We start from the raw sequence: 19,096 nt of genomic DNA, 5'->3' as shown, positions 1-19,096 counted from the left end.
TAGTTTAGATTCTCAAAGTAACTTATCGACTTGCCTGTGTCGGTTCTTGTAATGCTCCAAAGTTTTGCACCAAACGACCAAACGGGGCTTGGCGCTCCTGAAATGGGCGACGTGACAACTGGACGGCACACCCGATATGCGTATACGACGGATTAAGCAAATTTGCCCGATGATGGGGCGAGTTTAACCACTGAACTACAGCATATCGGGCGTAACTCGCATAGGTGTGAGATTCAAATAATTGTTTAGTTTCCGGATCAATGTACTCATAACGATGGGCGTGCGCATTAAACCGAACCCCAAACCACTCAGGCGTAACGATAGTCTGGTATTGTCCTATGTTCTCGGCCATCCGGCCAAACTTCTTTGTTTGCAACTGGACACGTTTGGTTAGCGTGAGTTCAGATAAGCTATAGAGATTTTCATGCCCATAATAAGCATGCTGTATCATCGACTCCGCATGATTTCGGGCGGTCTGATACAAAGCACGATCATAGTGCAGAATGGGCAAACCAGCTTGTCGTCGGGCTTCGTTAGTTGCCTGAAAGAGAGCAATGTCCAATAACAGGGTATCTGGTTTATCTAATGCCAGCCTTTGCTGACTGGAAAACTGAGCAAAAAAAACGTCGTCACGTAACAGATAACCAGTTGGTGGGCTATTTACATGAGCTATCCATTGACCAATCTGAAGTACTATCCACCAGTTCATAGCTGAGTTTTTGACTGAACATACAACTTACTTCATATCGCCAAAAAGCTGTCACTTTCAATTCTTTACTCAATTAATAACCAGACGGTTAAGCTAAGCTCATCAGTACGTTTACTGCCCATTTGCAGGCTTTTCGTAGCCGTAGGCAACGCCCGTCAAAACGCTCCGGGCAGTTGTGCTGCCGAAATAATTATAGTCAGAACCGCGAACGTTTTTGCTTTGGATAAGTACCAAGTGCGCGCCTAAACGAGCAGCCTCACGTTTGAGCTTCTCGGTAGCTCGTTCGTCTACTTTCGCAGAATTGGAAAATACGGTCGCACCATTGGCCTTTGCCCGTACTTCACCCAGTTTAGCCAGCCCCGCTACGTCACTTTCAAGCGTCGTTACCTGTACTTTTGGCCAGTCTTCTTCGGTAAAGATCTCAACACGCGTAGAAACGGGCTCCGTTCGCCCGCTGGCAAAACGAATCTCCTGTACCAGATTTTTGCTGACCACGTTAACCAGATCTTCGTTCGGATACTTGAATTTGACGTCGGTACCAGTACCTTCCGTCACTTTAGCATTCAACTGCTGGCTGTTCAGTTTAACGATTACATCCTGCGCAAAAGCACTTGAATTCCATACGACAACTAGCAGAGCAATCAGCGGTAGTTTCATGACTTTTTCAAGGTATGGTAAAACTAAAGAAGGAATTATAATAGGCAATATTAACGATTAATCGTTCTGTCGGTAGATTGGTTAGAAATTTTAATGAACTTATAAGTTGCCTGCTTGCCAGGGCTCTAAACACTCAATCAACCTGCCGTTTTCATGCGTTATCTGTACCTTGCCTGCCTGCTCTGCGGGTTCCTGACTAGCTCTGCTCAACCGTCTACTGTGCTGCCCGAACGCGATCGATCGCGGGTGATTGACGAAATTCTCGACGATCGCTTCACCAACTTTTTGCCTCAACTCATGCGTCGGGAAGGAATCGATATGTGGGTCATTATTTCTCGTGAATACAATGAAGACCCCGTTCTCCGGACGATGTTGCCCAGCACCTGGCTTTCGGCTCGTCGTCGAACCATTATTGTCTTCTTTGACAATGGTAAGGAGGTCGAGAAGCTTGCCATTGCCCGGTATGACGTAGGTAATCTGCTTAAAGGGGCCTGGGATATTGACGTTCGGCCCAATCAATGGGAAGCCCTGGCGAAGATTATTGAGGACCGAAAGCCGAAGAAAATTGGCCTGAACATGTCGACCAACTATGGTCATGCTGACGGGCTTTCCTTTTCGGAACACGAAGAATTTATAAAGAAACTACCCGCCGATTATCAGAAGCGTATCGTCTCAGCCGAGAAAGTTGCCGTTGGCTGGCTCGAAACCCGTACCGAAAAAGAGATGGCGATTTACCCGCTTATCTGCCGACTTTCGCACCAGATTATTCAGGAAGGGTTTTCAGAACAGGTTATTCAGCCCGGCGTAACAACGACCGACGACGTAGTGTGGTGGTTCCGCCAACGGATTACAAACCTGGGTTTAGATACCTGGTTTCACCCGACGGTGGATGTGCAACGAGCTGACCAGGAAGACTTTAACCACCTTCGCACGTTCTCGAAACGCCCTGATAAGCAAGTAATTCTGCCCGGCGATTTGCTCCATGTCGATTTCGGCATTACGTACCTGCGCCTGAATACAGACCAGCAACAACACGCTTACGTATTACGCCCCGGCGAAACCGACGTTCCTGAAGCCATCAAGGCGGCTTTCAAACAGGGGAATCGCCTACAGGAAATTCTGACATCGCAATTCAGCGCCGGGAAAACAGGAAATCAGATGCTGCTGGCAGCGCTGGAACAGTCGAAGAAAGAAGGCATTAATGGCACGATCTATTCCCACCCGATCGGCGTCCACGGTCATGCAGCGGGGCCAACCATCGGCTTGTGGGATCAGCAAAAGGGCGTTCCCGGCCCCGGCGATTATCCACTCCTGTCTAACACCGCCTACTCCATTGAACTCAATGCGGCCGTAGAAATTCCGGAATGGAAAAAAGTGGTACGTATCATGCTTGAAGAAGACGGCTTCTTCGATGGAAAAACCTTTCGCTATATCGACGGTCGACAAACAGAAATTTACACCATTCCAAGGAAGTTGGGATACGTAAAATAGAGACGTAACCCTTTGCGTCTCCTTATGCGTCAGCAATACCATCCGGTTCATGGAGACGCAAAGGATTGCGTCTCTACCTATCATTTCACATTAACCGGCGAGCCATCGCGAATCTCTTCAGTTGCTGTGGCGACCAGTTGATCATCCTCTTTCAAATCACCGAATATCTCTACTTTTTCGTCGGCCTCAAGGCCTCTTTTGACAGGGACCCACTCAGCTTTTTTATTGTTGACCTTAATAACAAAGACCCCGGTCGATGCGCTGAAGATCGCCGACTTTGGTACAATGAACGTATTGTTTTTGGTTGGCAGCGGAATATTTACTTCTGCGACCATGCCAGGCAGAAGCTTTTTGTCATTGTTGATCACATCCACTTCTACCCGCTCAGAACGTAAGCGTTTATCCAAAGCGCCTGACTGGCGTTTTACCTTACCGCTGAATTTCTTATCAGGGAAAGCTTTGACGGTAAAATTCACCTCGTCGTTCAGATCAACGTAACCCGTGTAGGCTTCAGGAATTGAAATCACTAAACGAAGTCGCTTCTGCTCGGTCAGCACAAACAAGGGAAATTCAGACCCTTTACCGGCGGGTCCGATGTAAGCACCCGTGCTGGCATTACGTGTGCTGATGATACCAGCAAAAGGAGCCCGGATTTCCAGATACTTTTTCAGGTCGGCCACCTCCCGGTAAGCTGATTTAGCCGCTTCCAACTGAGCCAGGTCCGCATTACGTTTAGACAGCGCCAGATCAACGTCGTTTTTTGATACGGCACCGCTCATTTTACTGGCTTCGGCTACCCGTTCGTAGTTGGCTTTGCTGGCAATAGACAGGGCTTCCTGCACTTTAAGTTTCGATTCGGCTGAGGCCAGTTGAGCACTTAATTCGGGCGCTTCGGCCAGGGCCAGCAATTGACCCTGCTGTACTTCAGAACCTACGTCTACATTCAGTGCTTTGATGTAGCCGCTTACTTTGGCATAGATGTCAACGTCGCGAAACGCAATCAATTCACCCGGCACTTGCAATTCAGACGATAATTTACCCCGATGTAAGGCAAACACCTCCGTGGCAGCAGGCGCTTCGGGGGCTTCAGACGTAGACTTCTCCTCTTTACCTTCGGAAGAATGGCAACTGCTTAACGAACTGAATAAGAGCAAACTGCCCACAACAGCGAGCAAACTATGGTATGGCTTATTAATTAACCGATTCATACGATGACGATGAGGGAATATAAAATTTACTGTCTTTGTCTTCAGGGTCCAGCGATACCGAATCGGTCGTGGTTTTTTCCTGCACCCAGGCGAATACGAGCGGCAAAATGAACAGGGCCGCAAAGGTCGACGAAATCAACCCGCCAATAACGGCACGTCCCAGTGGGGCAGCCTGCGAACCACCTTCGCCTATCCCCGACGCCATTGGAATCATACCAACGACCATGGCTACGCTGGTCATCACGATAGGTCGCATCCGTACCGACGCGGCTTCCCGAGCCGAACGTAGCGCGTCACCATTCCGCATCCGAAGTTCCTCAGCGTTAGTCACCATCAACACAGCGTTAGAAATGGAAACCCCGACCGACATAATCATGCCCATGTACGATTGCAGGTTAAGCGTTGATCCGGTCAGCATCAGCAAGGTCAGCGAGCCAACCAATACCGCAGGTACCGTACATAAAACAACCAGCGACACTTTAAAGGACTGAAAATTAGCCGCTAACATTAGAAAAATCACCACAATAGCCACCAAAAGACCATTCTGTAAACTGTCGAGCGTATCGATCAACACCTGCGTTAAGCCCTGCATTTTTATGGTTAACCCGCGCGGCAATTCACCCAGCGAATCAATGGCTTTCTGAACATCGGTGGCCGCTCGTCCTAAGTCCATGTCGTTCAGGTTAGCCGTGACCGATAGAACAGGTATAGCGCCAAGGTTGTCGTTTTCGCCATACGTAGTGCCTTTTTTCAGATCAGCCACATCGCTCAGGATCGGGCGGTTTGAGTTTGGCGAGATGGGTATTTCACCCAGATCGTTGATGCTGGTCATCTGGTTTTCGGGAACCTGAACCTGCACACTATAGCTTTGACCCGATTTCGGATCAATCCAGACGCTTTTTTCGGTTAAACGCGACGACGATGTAGAGGCAATTAGCGAGCGGGAAATCGCGGATATATCCGTACCCAACTGAGCCGCCCGCGCCCGGTCAATCGTTACGTTAATTGTCGGGTATTTCGTCGCCTGACCAATCTGCACATCCCGCAGATATGGGATTTTGTTCAGTTTAGCGATCACTTTATTGGCGTATTCTTCGTTTTGTTTTTTATTCTTACCCGTCATCTTCACCTCAATCGGCGTCGGCGAACCCTGACTCAGAATCTTATCAGTGAGTTCAATCGGCTCAAATGAAAGCTTGACATTCGGCAGTACCTTTTTCATACTGGCCCGAAACTGGTCTTTCAACTCATCGAGTTCAACGTCATAGTCCTCTTTCAGCGATACCTGCAAAACACCTTCCTGCGGACCGGCCATAAACAGGTAAATCGGGCTTGTTGAGAACTGCGAACCGTGCATCCCGACCATGGCCGAGGTGATTTCGACGTTTTCTTTACCAACTAATTTGTAGAGCTGATCGATAGCCGTCAGCATCGTCTTTTCCGTTTTCTCAAGTCGTGTACCATCGGGTTCACGAAGCCGGACCTGAAATTGGCCCGCGTTTACTTTTGGCAGAACATCCCGGCCAATCGACGTAATCAGGATAGCCGCAATACCCAATGCGCCAACGCCGTATACTAGTACAATAGCCTTTCGGTAAGGCAACATTCGACCGATAAAGCGAACAAAACGCGCCCGAATCCGCTCAAAATAGCTGATTTTGCCGTCATGGTTAATATCAATCTGATGCGCTAGTTTTTCCTTTTGATCGAGTATGTCATCGGACGTGCTTTTGCCGTTTTTACTGGCAATGCCGTTGGCCGTTAGTAGCTTTCCATTTACAGGCTCGTTTTTATGGGCTTTGCCATTACTAACGTGCGTGTGCTCTTTCATCATCCAGTTCGCCAGCACCGGAACCAACGTTTGCGCCATTACGTAGGACGTAATCATGGAAAACGAAATGGCCAGTGCCAGCGGTAAGAACAAAGCGCCCGGAATGCCCGTCATCGTGAAAGCCGGGGCAAAAACCGCCAGAATACAGAACAGAATCAACAGCTTAGAAAAGGCAATCTCCTTACAGGCATCCCAGATCGCCAGCGCTTTGGGCTTGTTCATATCCATATGCTGGTGGATATTTTCAATCGTTACGGTACTTTCATCGACCAGAATCCCAATCGCGAGCGAGAGGCCACTCAGGGTCATGATGTTGATCGTCTGTCCGAATAACTTGAGGAACAATACCCCGGAAATAATACAGGTCGGAATGGTAATAATAACGATCAAAGCACCCCGAACATCGCCCAGAAAAAGTAGGACCATGAGCCCCGTCAGGATGGCCCCGATGGCCCCCTCGGTCATCAAACTTTTGACCGAGTTAATGACGTAGACCGACTGGTCGAAGGTGTAGGTGAGCTTGACATCTTCGGGCAGCAGCGCCTGAAAACGTGGCAAAGCCGCTTTCAGATTTTGTACCACTTCCCAGGTAGACGCATCCGCCGATTTGGTAATAGGCAGATACACCGATCGTTTTCCGTTGACCAGCACATAGCCCTGCGTAATATCGGCGCCATCTTCAATAGTTGCTACGTCCTTTAGAAACAGATTCTGGACCGAACCCGTGTAGAGCGGGATATTGCCAAAATCCTCAACGTTTTGGACGGTTGTATTGGCCGGTGTAAAATAGTTCAAGTCGCCAATTCGCACGTTACCGGCGGGGGTTGCCGTATTATTGATACGTAAAGCCGCCACCAGTTGGTCGGGGGTCAGGTTGTGCGAACGTAGTAAGGCTGGGTCGGCCCGGATAACAATCGTTCGGGAGTTACCACCAAACGGCGCTGGCGACACCAGGCCGGGAATCGAGCTGAAACCTGCCCGAACATACACGTTCGCTAAATCCTGCAGTTCATTATTCGTACGCTTCGGACTACTTAAGACTAACTGACCAACCGGCAAAGTAGAGGCATCGAAACGCAGAATGAAAGGCGGTTGCGATCCCGGCGGAAAGGTAGCCTGAGCGCGGTTCGAATAAGCCGATACCTCAGCCGCTGCCTGCGCCATATTGGTCCCTTCGTAAAAGGATAACTTAATCAGCGTGATGCCCTGAATATTTTTGGTTTCAATACTTTTCACCCCTGACACATAGAGGAGCAGGTTAACGTATTGTTTCCCAAAAAAAGACTCCATCTGGTTAGGGGTATACCCACCAAATGGTTGGGAGATATAAATAACCGGCAAATTCAAATTCGGAAATATGTCAATCTTGATCGTGCGGACGGCATTGATACCGAAGAAGAATAAACTGGCTACTAAAACCAGAATAGTAATTGGCTTACGTAATGCAGCTCGGATTAAATTCATATTATAGTCTAATCAACTTAAATTCTTGACTCGGTTGCCCGCTTAGGGCTGGTTGTATGAACTTGCCGGTTGCCTAAAATACCAATCAGGCAAAACCCAATTTTTTCCATAATACATCACATCAAGTGACATATCTTCCTGAAAGTTAACGAATTTGTCTGAAAATGTTAGTGTACTAACGATCTGGTTTCAGAGCTATTTATGAGCAGTGCGTCAATAAAAATTAAATACTTTGTCTTGCTACTTAAGAATATATAAGTAAAAACACCTACCCTTAATTTTTCCGATTTATTGACAAGAAACTTATATAAATCAGGCAGAATATAACTCCTACGGAACGCCGGTTTCGTCCCCTTTTTATAATGCCGACACACGAAAAATACCCAGTCTAATTGAAAGGAAATTTATACCTGTAAAAAAGAAAATGGAGTCGGATCTTTAAGACCGACTCCACGAAAAAAAATCTTTACGAAACATTTAGCCTGACTTTACCGAAATACTTTTTTCAAATCAATCGAAATGGCATTGGTCGGATCAGTAAGTATATCATTGTGAAAAACTAATTCATCTCCATCGGGCAGAAGCACAAATACAGTTCTCAATACGGGTTGGACAAGCCAGTATGATTTGACACCGGCAGCAAAATAAGCTTTTGATTTTTCAGTCAGTTCAGTATCAGTCTGAGAAGGTGAAACAATTTCAATTACGGTCAGTGGCACATCACTCACTCGTACTTCATCCTCTCGCCAGTTTGAAGGCTCTGCCGGAAACAAGCACAAGTCAGGAACAAAAGGGGGATTGGGCGCTTCCAGCGATAGTTCGCTATACGTATCAAATTGCTCGCTGTAATGAATAACTAATTCAGCGCCTATCCGCTGTTGAAGCCTGGAATGATTTTTACTGGGCATAGGTTTACCGCGTTCCATTTCATAGTGTGAGCGGACAACCTCCTCAACTGCCTGTTCTGCTAATGCAACCGCTTCCATTGTTTACTGGATTGTTTTCTGCAAGATAACAAAAAAAGTGCCGGGTTTTAGTACCCGACACTTTGCAAACAGTAAACTGCTAACCAGCAATCGGCTAGGCCAGCCGGTTGATGCAATTCAAATCTTCAAATGCAATTTTAAGGCGTTGTACCATGCTTTCTTCACCCTTACGAAGCCATACGCGTGGATCGTAGTATTTTTTATTGGGCGAATCAGACCCTTCGGGGTTGCCCAGTTGTGATTGCAGATAGCCTTCTTTTGATTTGTAGTATTTCAGAATTCCTTCCCACATGGCCCACTGCATGTCGGTATCGAGGTTCATTTTCACCGCACCATAGCGGATAGCTTCGCGAATTTCCTCACGGCTCGATCCTGATCCGCCGTGGAAGACGAAGTTCACCGGCAGCGGCCCCGTCGCATATTTCTCCTGAATGTATTTCTGCGAATTGTCCAGAATGATGGGCGACAGTTTTACGTTGCCCGGTTTATATACGCCGTGTACGTTACCAAAAGCAGCAGCGATCGTGAAATTTGGTGAGATTTTGCTCAATTCTTCGTACGCATACGCCACTTCCGAAGGTTGCGTATACAGTTTAGAATCGTCAACGTCAGAGTTGTCAACGCCATCTTCTTCGCCACCCGTCACACCGAGTTCGATTTCGAGCGTCATGCCGATTTTAGCCATCCGCTCAAAGTATTTGGAACAGATTTCGATATTCTCTTCAATTGGCTCCTCCGACAAATCGAGCATGTGGGATGAGTACAAGGGCTTGCCTGTTTGGTCGAAATGCTTTTCGCCAGCCGTCAGCAGACCGTCAATCCAGGGCAACAATTTTTTGGCACAGTGGTCGGTATGTAGAATCACCGGAACACCGTAAAGTTCGGCAACGTGATGAACGTGCAAGGCTCCCGAAATAGACCCGGCGATGGCGGCTTGCTGTTTATCATTCGGCAGGCTCTTACCAGCATAAAAAATGCCTCCGCCGTTGGAAAACTGAATGATTACGGGTGAGTTAACAGCTTTAGCCGTTTCCAGTACGGCATTTACAGAGTCCGTACCAACTACGTTGACGGCGGGCAGGGCGTAATCATTTTCGTTGGCGTGCCGGAAAAGTTGGGTAACGCCTTCGCCGGTTACAACACCGGGGGCAAAACGGGTGGCTACTTCACTCATGATTAGGGATGATTTTTTGGATTCGTTCAAGAAATAGTTTGCCGAAAATACGACCGACACTCCTATTTGAGTTTAATGAGCAAAGTTGGGCATATTGTCAAAAAAATACTAATCATGCATCAACGCTTTACAGAAAAATCGGGTCCTATCTCTAAAACTAAACGTTATGAGAACGTTACAATTAATTTTTATCTACCTTACCGTAGCCTTAATCTTTATGCTGTGCCGACGTGCCGATACAACCATCCTGGAACCTGAATCGACACCAAACCTGACAAGTGACTCCACTGATTATAAAGTTTATTCAGCAATTATCGATCAGTATTGCCCAACTCAACAGGCAGCCAGACAGGTAATTATAGTAGCCCCCCAAACAGGGAAACCTTATCTCTATGACTGGCAAAATGTGCTCAAAGAAGCTAAGCAGGATAGTATTACTACGAACCCGGTCTGGCAGCAATTCGTGAGTACCGTTGACTCCAGTCAGTTCAAGATTAAGTCATTAAATGGATCGGTTGTGTCCGTTTGTTATCGTACTCAGCTTCTGACCGACCAGCAATGGACGTATTATTTTAACACGCCGTCAAGTCCTGGCATAGAGGGATTACGGAAAGACGTTCCGGACTTCAGTTCCCTGGTGAGTTTCTCATCAGTCGTATATTCCGACGACGGTAACAAAGCCGTATGTTATCGTTCTTCAGTCTGCGGAGGGCTATGTGGCACCGGCGAGATATACTTTTTAGAAAAGAAAGCAACGGGCTGGCGGGTTGCCAGTAACAGATTGCTGTGGATTTCGTAAGAAACCACGAAAGGGAGTTTTCCTGCACGGTTTTTTCTGCCAACTTTGAGCAGATAAACTAAGCGCCTATTGCCTTGAAAACTCTCTTCTTCTGCCCACTGTGGGGCATGGAAAACCTTTCCTATACCGAAGCCGCCAAACGCGTCAAAAGTGCCGGTTACGACGGCATGGAAGTTTCCGCCGGCCCCGACAAACGTAACGAAGCCGTGCAGGTAATGCACGACAATGGCCTCGAACTTATTCTGATGGCTTTTGGCGGAGGCAGCAACTTTGCTGACCACAAAAAGAAATACCACGACGATTTGCTCGACATTGCCGCCTACAAACCGCTGTTTATCAACGCCCACACGGGCCACGATTACTTTACGTTCGAGCAAAACGTCGAGCTGATTCAAACGGCGCTGGATGTACAGAAGCAAACGGGCGTCCGCATTCTGCACGAAACGCACCGGGGCCGGTTTTCCTACAGTGCCCCGGCTATTCAATCCTATCTGCTTAAACTACCTGACCTGCGCCTGACCGCCGATTATTCGCACTGGGTTAACGTAGCGGAATCGTATCTGGCCGATCAGGCAAGTAATGTTACCCGCGCCATTGCCGTCAGCGATCACATTCACTGCCGGGTGGGCCATCCTGAAGGACCGCAAGTGAATGACCCGCGCGCACCGGAATGGAAAGATGCGCTCGAAAGCCATGCCAAATGGTGGGACGCGATTCGTGATCGGCAGCAAAAAGCCAATGTCCCTACCCTAACCATAACCTGTGAATTCGGCCCGGCGGGCTACCTGCCCACGCTGCCCTTCACTCAGCAGCCCGTTTCCAGCCAATGGGATGTGAATGTATTTATGAAAGATTACCTCAAAAAACGGTGGCAGGTGTAATGTGTCAGAAAATACGTATCTTCAAATAGGAGAAAAAATATGATTTGTGTTGCAGAATAAAGAAATTGTATGGTATAAGGCGGCTTGCTTGAGCAGTCGCAAATCTGATACGTTATGATTCGCGTCTATTACATACTCTACCTATTGATATTGAGCCTTCTACCCTATTCAACACGGGCGCAGTTGGCTCAGTCACTACGTGTTGAAATTCCTTCCAATCCCGATGAATCCGAATCCTTCGACGTAACGCCCCTGGGTGATCGGGGGTTGCTGATGACAATTCAGAAGGGTACGTTTTATGACAGGACACCGAATCAATTTAACTTCCAGAAGTACGACGTCAACTTCAAATTACTCTGGCGAAAAGAATTCAAACAGGATATCAAATTTAAGCCCGTCCTGACCTATAATACGGATCAATACATTTACCATCTCTTCCGGGAATACGACACGGGGCGTTTCCAGTTCCTGCGTCTTCATCTCGACGATGGTGCCATCGAGACATTCGAGGGCGATTTGCTCGATCAGTTCGATGTAAAGTTATTCAAGGTGATGGGCAGCCAGGCTTACGTTGGCGGGTATCACCACACGCGCCCGGTCGTGATGGCGTTTTCGTTTTTTGATAACTCGACCAAGGTTTTGCCCGGTTTGTACGTCAATCGAATGGAGATAAGCAGCCTGGAACTTGACGAAGCCCGGCAGGAAGTGAACGTATTGGTTCATTCACTCAGACGCCATTGCAAGTTCTCCATCAGAACTTATAATTACGATAGCAAACTACTACGTACGCTGGATTTTGACGGGGCCAAAAACAGCCTGATTTCCGGAAAGCTCCTGCCCATCAACGAGCACGAATCCCTGCTTGTCGGCAACTATTCCACGGATTGCACCCCCTACTCGCAGGGTATCTACGTAACACGCATTCGCCAGGGGGAACCTGCCGATGAAGCGGTCAACACCATTCAGTATATCGAATTCTCACAACTTCAGAATTTCTTTAATTACCTGAAACCGCATCGACAGCAAAAACTGCTGGCCCGTGCGCAGAAAAAGAAAGAAGAAGGCAAAGATTACAAGTTTCATTACCGCCTGCTGGTACATGACCTGCAACCCACCACCGACGGCCTAACGCTCGTAGCGGAAGTGTATTACCCGCAATACAGGGGGGCTATGACAGCCTATGGCGGCTATCTGCGTGGTGCGGACCGTTACGATGGGTTTCGCTACACGCATGCCTTTATTTGCGGCTTCGACAAACAGGGGAAGCTCCTGTGGGACAACTGTTTTCCAATCAAAGAGTTGCTTAGTTCCGAGTTAACCGAGATGGTGCAGGTGTCGCATCAAGGCAATCGAACTGTACTGGCTTATCCAAACGATGGCGAAATCACAACGGAGGTAATCCAGGGCAGCAAAGTCCTGAAAGAAACCGAAAAATTTAAGCTCAAGACCAATTCTGAAAACGAAAAAGTAACGTTTTCGGCGCAGGATAATCTTATGGCGTGGTATGGCCAGCATTTTCTGGCCTGTGGGTTTCAAAAAATTGCTCCCTCAAAAAACTATGCCAGTCCGCGCGAAGTGTTCTACTTGAATAAACTGACGTTCAGCGACGACCTGTCATCCAGTAAATCGACCGGCGCTACGACCCGAAAAAACGACGAACCAGCGCGATAACTACGTTCAGCACGATGCTGACAATGATGCAGGTCACGATGGGAAAGTAGAATCCTCCGCCGTCTTTACCTTCGATACGAATGTCGCCGGGTAATCGTCCCAGCCAACTAAGCTTATCACCGAAAAAGTAAATTACGGTGCCAATAAGCAGCAACACAGCGCCAATGAGAATGATGTATTTACCAAACGTTGAGTTCATTAGTAGGTCAGTAAAAGTGCATTGAATCATCTTTTGTCATTTAACGCAAAAACCAGAATAAAAGATAATTCAGAAGGTGCCTATAGGCTACCAGCTTAGTTCCTGAACGGAAGTAGCTGAGGAAATAAAACTTAACAAGAACGCCATCGGCTAATCATTTTGGACAGGAATCAGTTGAAAAGATTTACGCAGGTCACTGTGGGATAAACTGGCACTCGCCGTCCATTATTTTATGCATCAATCCGTACGTCGGGGCTTAGTAGCTTTTGGCCAGGCACTCGTTTTTGGCAATGGTTACATCGCCCTTTGCGCTGTTGTGATGTGCCTGACCACCGTACGCTTGTTTGCCCTACACTTGCCGACCTCGTTTCTGCCGTTCATATTTGTCGGGACATTGGGCAGTTATTCGCTACACACGTATTTAACCGATGGATCAGCCGGGCGTACTGACCGGGAACGCTGGATCGATCGTCATAAAAAAACGCTGCTTGGTTCATTCATTGCCGCACTCGTAGCCGGACTCTGGCTGTTGACTCAGTTAACGGCTTATTTACCAGACTTGTTACCCGTTATATTCCTGACATTTTTATATACAGCGCCTAAAATTAACTGGCGGCCCTTCCGCGCGCTACGTCGGATTGCTGTATTGAAAACGACCTATCTCGCCCTTGTCTGGACTTACGTAACGGCGGCCATACCGCTGCTCATAACAACACCAGCGGTTCATTTCAGTTGGGTAGTAGCCAGCGTCTGGCTTCTCAATCGATTCCTGCTCATCTATAGCGTTGCCCTCTGCTTCGATTATCGTGACCGGGATGTAGATCGGCAATCGAAGTGGTTAACCATCGTGTCGATGCTGACGGAACGACAGGCACGTCTCTTTTTTGGAGTCATTGCTTTCTGCTTTGGTCTGACGGTTGCCACATTGTATGCGCTGAGGCTGGATACATGGACCCTTATCTACATAAGCTTACCCATGATTTTGCTGTTACTTACGGCACAACGTATCGAAAGCTATGCGTCAGATTATGGGTATTACGTCTATTTAGATGGTTTATTAATGCTATCAGGCTTGTTGCTTTGGTTTTGCTATTAAGCGGAATCTCTTTTTAACAATAAAATTATCCGCTCATACGCTATCTATTTCCGTTTTTGAGGCTGTTCAACAGGTTTAAGATAAGGCTGGAGCTTGGCGGCCAATCGGCGATAGCCCTCCGCATTGGGATGCAGGCCATCCGAAAATAAAGACTCGTCAACTTTGCCATCCGGCTTCAGAAAAACAGGGCCAGCCTGTATAAACGTAGCATTCATGTCTCCGGTGGCCTGCGCAATCATTTCATTAAGTGCCGCTACCCGCGGCTCCTGATCCCGGCGCGGCAGAATACCAATCAGGAGAATGTCGGCAGTAGGTTGTCGGGCTTTGATGGCTTGCACCAGAAACGTCAATCCGGCTACAATTTCGGCGTTTGTGTTCCACTGAAGGTTATTGGTACCAATCATCAGCACCACCTGACTGGCCGTATAACCATCCAGCTCGCCGTGATAAACACGCCATAACACGTTCTCGATCCGGTCCCAGCCGTAGCCCATATTTTGCACACCCAATGGCTCCATGATCGCCTTCCAGGAATCGTCGCCGGTCGCGAAGGGCCCTTTCGGTTCGCCACCCCAGAAGTGCGTAATCGAGTTTCCCATAAAAACGATACGTGCCGGTTTGGTTTTCAATCGAGCTATAATGTCGCGATGGCGGGTTTCAAAATCATAATTTCGGGCGTCTCGGGTTTGCATTCGGGCTTTCGTCGTCGACAACGTACCGACGGGTTCATTCAGGATGGCACGGATACGTTTTTCATAGGCATCCGCATATTGCTGCATCCCTAAATCGGTTGGGTGCGTACCGTCCACCATTGCATCCGAATCCAGGTTGATGTCTGATTTAGGCAACAGATACAGGCCATTGACCCCGTCCTGCTTCAACTGGGCAAACGCCTGCTGCATCAACCCGTTGGCATCGCTGTATAGCTTTCGTCTTGTGAGGTTAATGTCCCCATCCGAGTACCCTGCGTGTTCCACAGCCAGGATTGGCGTGGCCGGTCGTTTTTGCCGGAGTGTTTTTACCGTTTCGATAATTCGGGCTTTGATTTCCTCGGGCTGTATACCGACAGTTGCCACCAGATTCGGCAGGCAGTCCAGTACGTATAATTTGGCATCAATCTGCTGAACATACTCCACGACTTCCTTCTCCAGTCGACCGTTGCCGGAAAACCCCAGATTGATCAGTGGGCGGTCCAGTTTACGGCCTAAAATGGCTGGCCAGGCCATACCAGGCCGGGAAGCGCAAGCGCCCTGAGCGATCGACGTACCATAAACAACAATGGGCTTGTCTGCACGCACCGGCAAGGGCGTAACGTTTACACCTTTGGGTACGCCGATTTCCAGCCATTGCACGTTGTTGTATAGAGGTAAATACAGTCGATATTCACGCCCTTTCTGGTGATACGTATCATTGGGTTCCAGGTTAGCAAACGTGTACCGAATTGTATCGCCGAAGGCATATTTTCCGGCGCACCACAACCAGTCCCCATCACTGTTGCCTGCGTACAAATCAACCCCACTCACGCCCGTAGCCGCCATGTGAGGCAACGCCTGCTTACCGCCTACTTTATAGCGCACGACAAGTTGGTCGGTGCTGGCCCGGAAGCGGATCATCAGACCGGCAGCGTTATGTGACAAATTCCAGACGTCCTTTCGGACCGTCTTCTCGGCGGTTGCGGGCAGCCGATCATACGGATTCTGAATGTCCTTCCCCGACCATCCCTGCCCTTCAATTACGGAAAAATCACCCTGACTCGGGTTCCACCACGCATATTCGACAGGTGCCTGAGCGACGGCGGCAAAACAAGTTGTCCAGACAATAAAAAACCAGATCAGGCTATTTTTTTTCATTAGTTAAAAACGAATCAGCGCCGGAAAACATCAAAAATAATCGTCCTTTATTGATAGAAGCAAAGTCCGCGAAATTCTCACTTTGACTGGGCCTTTTTTGTTTTTAGCAGACTCAATAATGGTCATCGTTCTTCTGAAATAAAAAAGCTGAAATGGGGACGTAGCACCGTACATGTTGCCAATTGATTGCGTTACACTTTACAAAACTTCGATAACAATGTGGTGGATGTATGCATTACTCTCTGCGCTGTTCGCAGCCCTAACGGCCATACTGGCGAAGGTTGGCATCAAAGGCGTAAATACGGATCTGGCAACGGCGATCCGTACCATCGTCATTTTATTTGTGGCCTGGGGAATTGTTTTCTGGCGCGGTGGAGTAGAGTCTTTACCCACGCTAAGTCGGCAGAACTGGCTCTTTCTCATTCTGTCGGGTATGGCAACGGGATTTTCCTGGATTTTCTATTACAAAGCCCTGCAACTGGGTAAAGTCTCTCAGGTAGCTCCGGTAGATAAGCTGAGTGTGGCGATTGCCATTCTTTTTTCTGTGATCTTTCTGGGTGAGGTCTTAACCTGGAAAGCTGCTATTGGTGCCAGCCTGATTATCGGCGGAACGCTGGTACTGATTTTATAAAAAATCGGCGTTACTACGTTGTGCGTGCGGACATTAAAGAATTTTAATTCGACAAATGAGGGGAAAGATCGTTAACCAAGTACTGCCTGAGTAATTTATTTCCTTTGAAAATCCGACTGCAATGAGCGCTTTTGATCAACTTGTTCCGCTACCCGGCAGCGAAAAAGCTGCTCCCATGGCCACCCCGCTAACTACGCTGGACCCCAATGAGGTGCTGACGGTTACGGTTCGTATCCGCCGAAAACAATCGCTGTCTGCTCTGGTTAATACGTCCACCAAAACGCCTAAAGTTATAACTCGCCGTGCTTATGCCAGTCAATATGGCGCTGACCCGAGCGTGGTGAAGCAACTAGAGGCCTTTGCCACCGCTTATGACCTGAGTTTGGTCCAGCAGGATCTCGCCCGCCGAAGTGTGATGCTACGTGGTACCGTTGCCCAGATGGAAAATGCATTCGGCGTTTCATTGATGAATTATGAGCTGTCGGATGGCACCGTGTTTCGGGGACGTAGTGGCTCTATTAACGTACCATCCGAACTGGTTTATGAGATCGAAGGCGTGTTTGGGTTAGACAATCGACCACAAGCCCAGCCTCATTTTCAGGTATACAATCCAGGTGTCGAAACGCACGCAGTTGCCAGAGCAACTACGTCTTCATTCACTCCGCCCCAATTGGCTAAACTTTACAACTATCCAACAGGCGTAACGGGAAAAGGGCAATGCATTGCGATAATCGAACTAGGGGGCGGCTTTCGCCAGGCAGACATCACAGCTTACTTTTCGGGACTGGGTCTCAAAGCGCCCACGGTTGTGGCCGTTTCAGTCGATGGTGGCCATAATGCGCCCAGCAACGCCGATAGTGCCGATGGCGAAGTGATGCTCGATATTGAAGTGGCGGGGGGTGTGGCACCCGGCGCTACCCTTGTTGTTTATTTTGCTCCTAATACCGACCAGGGGTTTCTGGATGCCATCACAACGGCCATGCACGATACCAAATACAAACCGTCGGTTATTTCCATTAGCTGGGGGTCGGCCGAAAAGAACTGGACGCCCCAGGCCCTCAACTCATTCGATCAGGCGTTTCAGGCGGCTGCGGCTTTGGGCATAACTGTTTGCGCTGCGGCTGGCGACACCGGTTCCGATGATAGCGCCGGAGATGGCAAGGTCCATGTTGACTTTCCCGCATCCAGTCCGTTTGTACTGGCCTGCGGAGGCACTAAACTAACGGCTACCAGCAGTGCCATAACGACTGAGGTGGTCTGGCATGAAAGCAACACGAGTGCCACAGGTGGTGGTGTCAGCGATGTTTTTGACTTGCCAATCTACCAACAGGCAAGCCACGTTCCACCGTCGGTAAATGACGGAACCCGGGTGGGCCGGGGCGTTCCCGACGTAGCGGCCGTAGCCGACCCCGCTACGGGATATTCCGTTCGGGTAGATGGGAAAACATTTGTTATTGGTGGAACAAGTGCCGTAGCTCCACTCATGGCGGGGCTGATCGCGCTGATTAATCAACAGAAAGGAAAATCGATTGGCTTTATTCACCCAACGATATATGCCCACCCGACCGCTTTCCGGGACATTACTCAGGGAAACAACAAGACGACGAAGGGTAGCAAAGGCTATTCGGCTGCTTCGGGTTGGGATGCCTGCACTGGACTAGGCGTTGCCGATGGAAAGAAATTAGCGGCTTCAGTAACCAGCCAGGGAGCCACATAATACCAAATGGTATTATCTGAGTAAGCAGTTCGGCCTGCTATGCTCCTGGAGATGCTTTCAATTGATTCAGGAGCACTTCTACCGTTTTCAGAACTTTATCCAGGCTGGTGAGGCTATTGGTAACTCGGGCAATCATAATACCGCCTTCAATAAGGGCAATGACTGATAAGGCCGTTTGGTCGGGTTCAATGTCAGCCCTGAATTCGCCGGACGCTATACCCGCCTTAATCAGATCAACAATATTTTTTTTCCAGCTTAAAATAGCTTTAGCAACTCTATTCTTCAACAAGCTATTCGTGTCGTCTGCCTCAATAGCTGTATTCAGTATTGGACAACCACCCACCGGAAAAGACGTTCGGATGGAATCATAATAGAATTGCGAATAGACAAACAGCTTCTGGTAATAGGTTGTTGCCTGCTGCATACGCTCCTGGATAGCCTGCGTAACTACCGACAGATTATAATCAAACGCGGCTAACGCTACGTCCTCCTTGTTGGCAAAATTCCCGTAAATACTCCCTTTGGTTAAACCGGTAGCCTCCGTCAGATCAGCCATAGAAGTACCGGCATACCCTTTCGTATTGAATATACCCGCCGTTTTTTCAAGTATAAACTGCCGGGTTCGCTCTGCTTTCGACAATTCGTTATTCATATCACAAATATACCATTTGGTATTTTATTTATGTACCTTTGCCGCTCATTTCCACTGATTCATAGCTAAAAATTGACATA

General features: G+C 48.3%; 16 protein-coding genes. 7 read left to right on the top strand and 9 right to left on the bottom strand.

Annotated features, from left to right (window positions below; all coding sequences use genetic code 11):
• Positions 1-22: 22 nt before the first annotated feature.
• Complete coding sequence (locus tag ACYVEA_RS17715) at positions 23-709, bottom strand: CAP domain-containing protein (protein ID WP_461114764.1); 687 nt, start codon at positions 707-709, stop codon at positions 23-25.
• Positions 710-820: 111 nt separating this feature from the next.
• Positions 821-1,366, bottom strand: coding sequence for a hypothetical protein (locus tag ACYVEA_RS17710; RefSeq protein WP_461114763.1), 546 nt, complete (start codon positions 1,364-1,366; stop codon positions 821-823).
• Positions 1,367-1,519: 153 nt separating this feature from the next.
• On the opposite strand from ACYVEA_RS17710, the gene ACYVEA_RS17705 reads away from it, so the two are divergent.
• A complete protein-coding gene (locus ACYVEA_RS17705; protein WP_461114762.1) occupies positions 1,520-2,857 on the top strand; it encodes a M24 family metallopeptidase in 1,338 nt (445 codons plus the stop codon).
• A gap of 80 nt (positions 2,858-2,937) precedes the next feature.
• Here the strand turns inward: ACYVEA_RS17705 and ACYVEA_RS17700 are convergent, their stop codons facing one another.
• From ACYVEA_RS17700 to fbaA, 4 genes are all read right to left on the bottom strand, one after another.
• The gene (locus tag ACYVEA_RS17700) at positions 2,938-4,065 is read right to left on the bottom strand and encodes an efflux RND transporter periplasmic adaptor subunit (RefSeq protein WP_461114761.1); all 1,128 of its coding nucleotides are present in this window, start codon (positions 4,063-4,065) and stop codon (positions 2,938-2,940) included.
• Positions 4,049-7,360, bottom strand: coding sequence for an efflux RND transporter permease subunit (locus ACYVEA_RS17695; protein WP_461114760.1), 3,312 nt, complete (start codon positions 7,358-7,360; stop codon positions 4,049-4,051). The genes ACYVEA_RS17700 and ACYVEA_RS17695 overlap by 17 nt, the downstream gene beginning before the upstream one ends.
• Before the next feature lie 488 nt (positions 7,361-7,848).
• Complete coding sequence (locus ACYVEA_RS17690) at positions 7,849-8,346, bottom strand: Uma2 family endonuclease (RefSeq protein WP_461114759.1); 498 nt, start codon at positions 8,344-8,346, stop codon at positions 7,849-7,851.
• Between the two features lie 94 nt (positions 8,347-8,440).
• Positions 8,441-9,520 carry a class II fructose-bisphosphate aldolase gene (gene fbaA, locus ACYVEA_RS17685; RefSeq protein ID WP_461114758.1) on the bottom strand — a complete coding sequence of 360 codons (1,080 nt, stop codon included), beginning with the start codon at positions 9,518-9,520 and terminating at the stop codon, positions 8,441-8,443.
• Positions 9,521-9,686: 166 nt separating this feature from the next.
• Here fbaA and ACYVEA_RS17680 point away from each other — a divergent pair, with 166 nt between their 5' ends.
• From ACYVEA_RS17680 to ACYVEA_RS17670, 3 genes are all read left to right on the top strand, one after another.
• Entirely contained in the window at positions 9,687-10,319 is a 633-nt protein-coding gene (locus ACYVEA_RS17680) for a hypothetical protein (protein ID WP_461114757.1), read from the top strand.
• 74 nt (positions 10,320-10,393) lie between these two features.
• Positions 10,394-11,200 (top strand): sugar phosphate isomerase/epimerase family protein, encoded by an 807-nt coding sequence (locus tag ACYVEA_RS17675; protein WP_461114756.1) that lies wholly within the window; start codon positions 10,394-10,396, stop codon positions 11,198-11,200.
• Between the two features lie 114 nt (positions 11,201-11,314).
• The gene (locus tag ACYVEA_RS17670; protein WP_461114755.1) at positions 11,315-12,871 is read left to right on the top strand and encodes a hypothetical protein; all 1,557 of its coding nucleotides are present in this window, start codon (positions 11,315-11,317) and stop codon (positions 12,869-12,871) included.
• On the opposite strand, the gene ACYVEA_RS17665 is transcribed toward ACYVEA_RS17670, so the two are convergent.
• Positions 12,837-13,070, bottom strand: a complete 234-nt coding sequence (locus tag ACYVEA_RS17665; RefSeq protein ID WP_461114754.1) for a DUF2905 domain-containing protein — start codon at positions 13,068-13,070, stop codon at positions 12,837-12,839. The two genes, ACYVEA_RS17670 and ACYVEA_RS17665, sit on opposite strands and share 35 nt — an antisense overlap.
• A gap of 232 nt (positions 13,071-13,302) precedes the next feature.
• Between ACYVEA_RS17665 and ACYVEA_RS17660 the strand changes: the two genes are divergently transcribed.
• Positions 13,303-14,166 (top strand): UbiA prenyltransferase family protein, encoded by an 864-nt coding sequence (locus ACYVEA_RS17660; protein WP_461114753.1) that lies wholly within the window; start codon positions 13,303-13,305, stop codon positions 14,164-14,166.
• Positions 14,167-14,210: 44 nt separating this feature from the next.
• Here ACYVEA_RS17660 and ACYVEA_RS17655 read toward each other — a convergent pair whose 3' ends face one another.
• A complete protein-coding gene (locus ACYVEA_RS17655; RefSeq protein ID WP_461114752.1) occupies positions 14,211-16,016 on the bottom strand; it encodes an SGNH/GDSL hydrolase family protein in 1,806 nt (601 codons plus the stop codon).
• Between the two features lie 217 nt (positions 16,017-16,233).
• Here ACYVEA_RS17655 and ACYVEA_RS17650 point away from each other — a divergent pair, with 217 nt between their 5' ends.
• Together ACYVEA_RS17650 and ACYVEA_RS17645 are read left to right on the top strand one after the other, a co-directional pair.
• The gene (locus tag ACYVEA_RS17650) at positions 16,234-16,647 is read left to right on the top strand and encodes an EamA family transporter (protein ID WP_461114751.1); all 414 of its coding nucleotides are present in this window, start codon (positions 16,234-16,236) and stop codon (positions 16,645-16,647) included.
• 121 nt (positions 16,648-16,768) lie between these two features.
• Positions 16,769-18,364, top strand: a complete 1,596-nt coding sequence (locus ACYVEA_RS17645; RefSeq protein WP_461114750.1) for a S53 family peptidase — start codon at positions 16,769-16,771, stop codon at positions 18,362-18,364.
• A gap of 37 nt (positions 18,365-18,401) precedes the next feature.
• On the opposite strand, the gene ACYVEA_RS17640 is transcribed toward ACYVEA_RS17645, so the two are convergent.
• The gene (locus tag ACYVEA_RS17640) at positions 18,402-19,016 is read right to left on the bottom strand and encodes a TetR/AcrR family transcriptional regulator (protein WP_461114749.1); all 615 of its coding nucleotides are present in this window, start codon (positions 19,014-19,016) and stop codon (positions 18,402-18,404) included.
• Positions 19,017-19,096 lie beyond the last annotated feature (80 nt).

Source organism: Spirosoma jeollabukense, from assembly GCF_054777855.1.
This window is presented reverse-complemented; position numbering and strand designations above follow the sequence as displayed.

Coding starts and splice junctions, on each gene's coding strand:
- ACYVEA_RS17715 (WP_461114764.1), bottom strand. CDS start 709: ATGAACTGGTGGATAGTACTTCAGATTGGTCAATGGATAGCTCATGTA.
- ACYVEA_RS17710 (WP_461114763.1), bottom strand. CDS start 1,366: ATGAAACTACCGCTGATTGCTCTGCTAGTTGTCGTATGGAATTCAAGT.
- ACYVEA_RS17705 (WP_461114762.1), top strand. CDS start 1,520: ATGCGTTATCTGTACCTTGCCTGCCTGCTCTGCGGGTTCCTGACTAGC.
- ACYVEA_RS17700 (WP_461114761.1), bottom strand. CDS start 4,065: ATGAATCGGTTAATTAATAAGCCATACCATAGTTTGCTCGCTGTTGTG.
- ACYVEA_RS17695 (WP_461114760.1), bottom strand. CDS start 7,360: ATGAATTTAATCCGAGCTGCATTACGTAAGCCAATTACTATTCTGGTT.
- ACYVEA_RS17690 (WP_461114759.1), bottom strand. CDS start 8,346: ATGGAAGCGGTTGCATTAGCAGAACAGGCAGTTGAGGAGGTTGTCCGC.
- fbaA (WP_461114758.1), bottom strand. CDS start 9,520: ATGAGTGAAGTAGCCACCCGTTTTGCCCCCGGTGTTGTAACCGGCGAA.
- ACYVEA_RS17680 (WP_461114757.1), top strand. CDS start 9,687: ATGAGAACGTTACAATTAATTTTTATCTACCTTACCGTAGCCTTAATC.
- ACYVEA_RS17670 (WP_461114755.1), top strand. CDS start 11,315: ATGATTCGCGTCTATTACATACTCTACCTATTGATATTGAGCCTTCTA.
- ACYVEA_RS17665 (WP_461114754.1), bottom strand. CDS start 13,070: ATGAACTCAACGTTTGGTAAATACATCATTCTCATTGGCGCTGTGTTG.
- ACYVEA_RS17660 (WP_461114753.1), top strand. CDS start 13,303: ATGCATCAATCCGTACGTCGGGGCTTAGTAGCTTTTGGCCAGGCACTC.
- ACYVEA_RS17655 (WP_461114752.1), bottom strand. CDS start 16,016: ATGAAAAAAAATAGCCTGATCTGGTTTTTTATTGTCTGGACAACTTGT.
- ACYVEA_RS17650 (WP_461114751.1), top strand. CDS start 16,234: ATGTGGTGGATGTATGCATTACTCTCTGCGCTGTTCGCAGCCCTAACG.
- ACYVEA_RS17645 (WP_461114750.1), top strand. CDS start 16,769: ATGAGCGCTTTTGATCAACTTGTTCCGCTACCCGGCAGCGAAAAAGCT.
- ACYVEA_RS17640 (WP_461114749.1), bottom strand. CDS start 19,016: ATGAATAACGAATTGTCGAAAGCAGAGCGAACCCGGCAGTTTATACTT.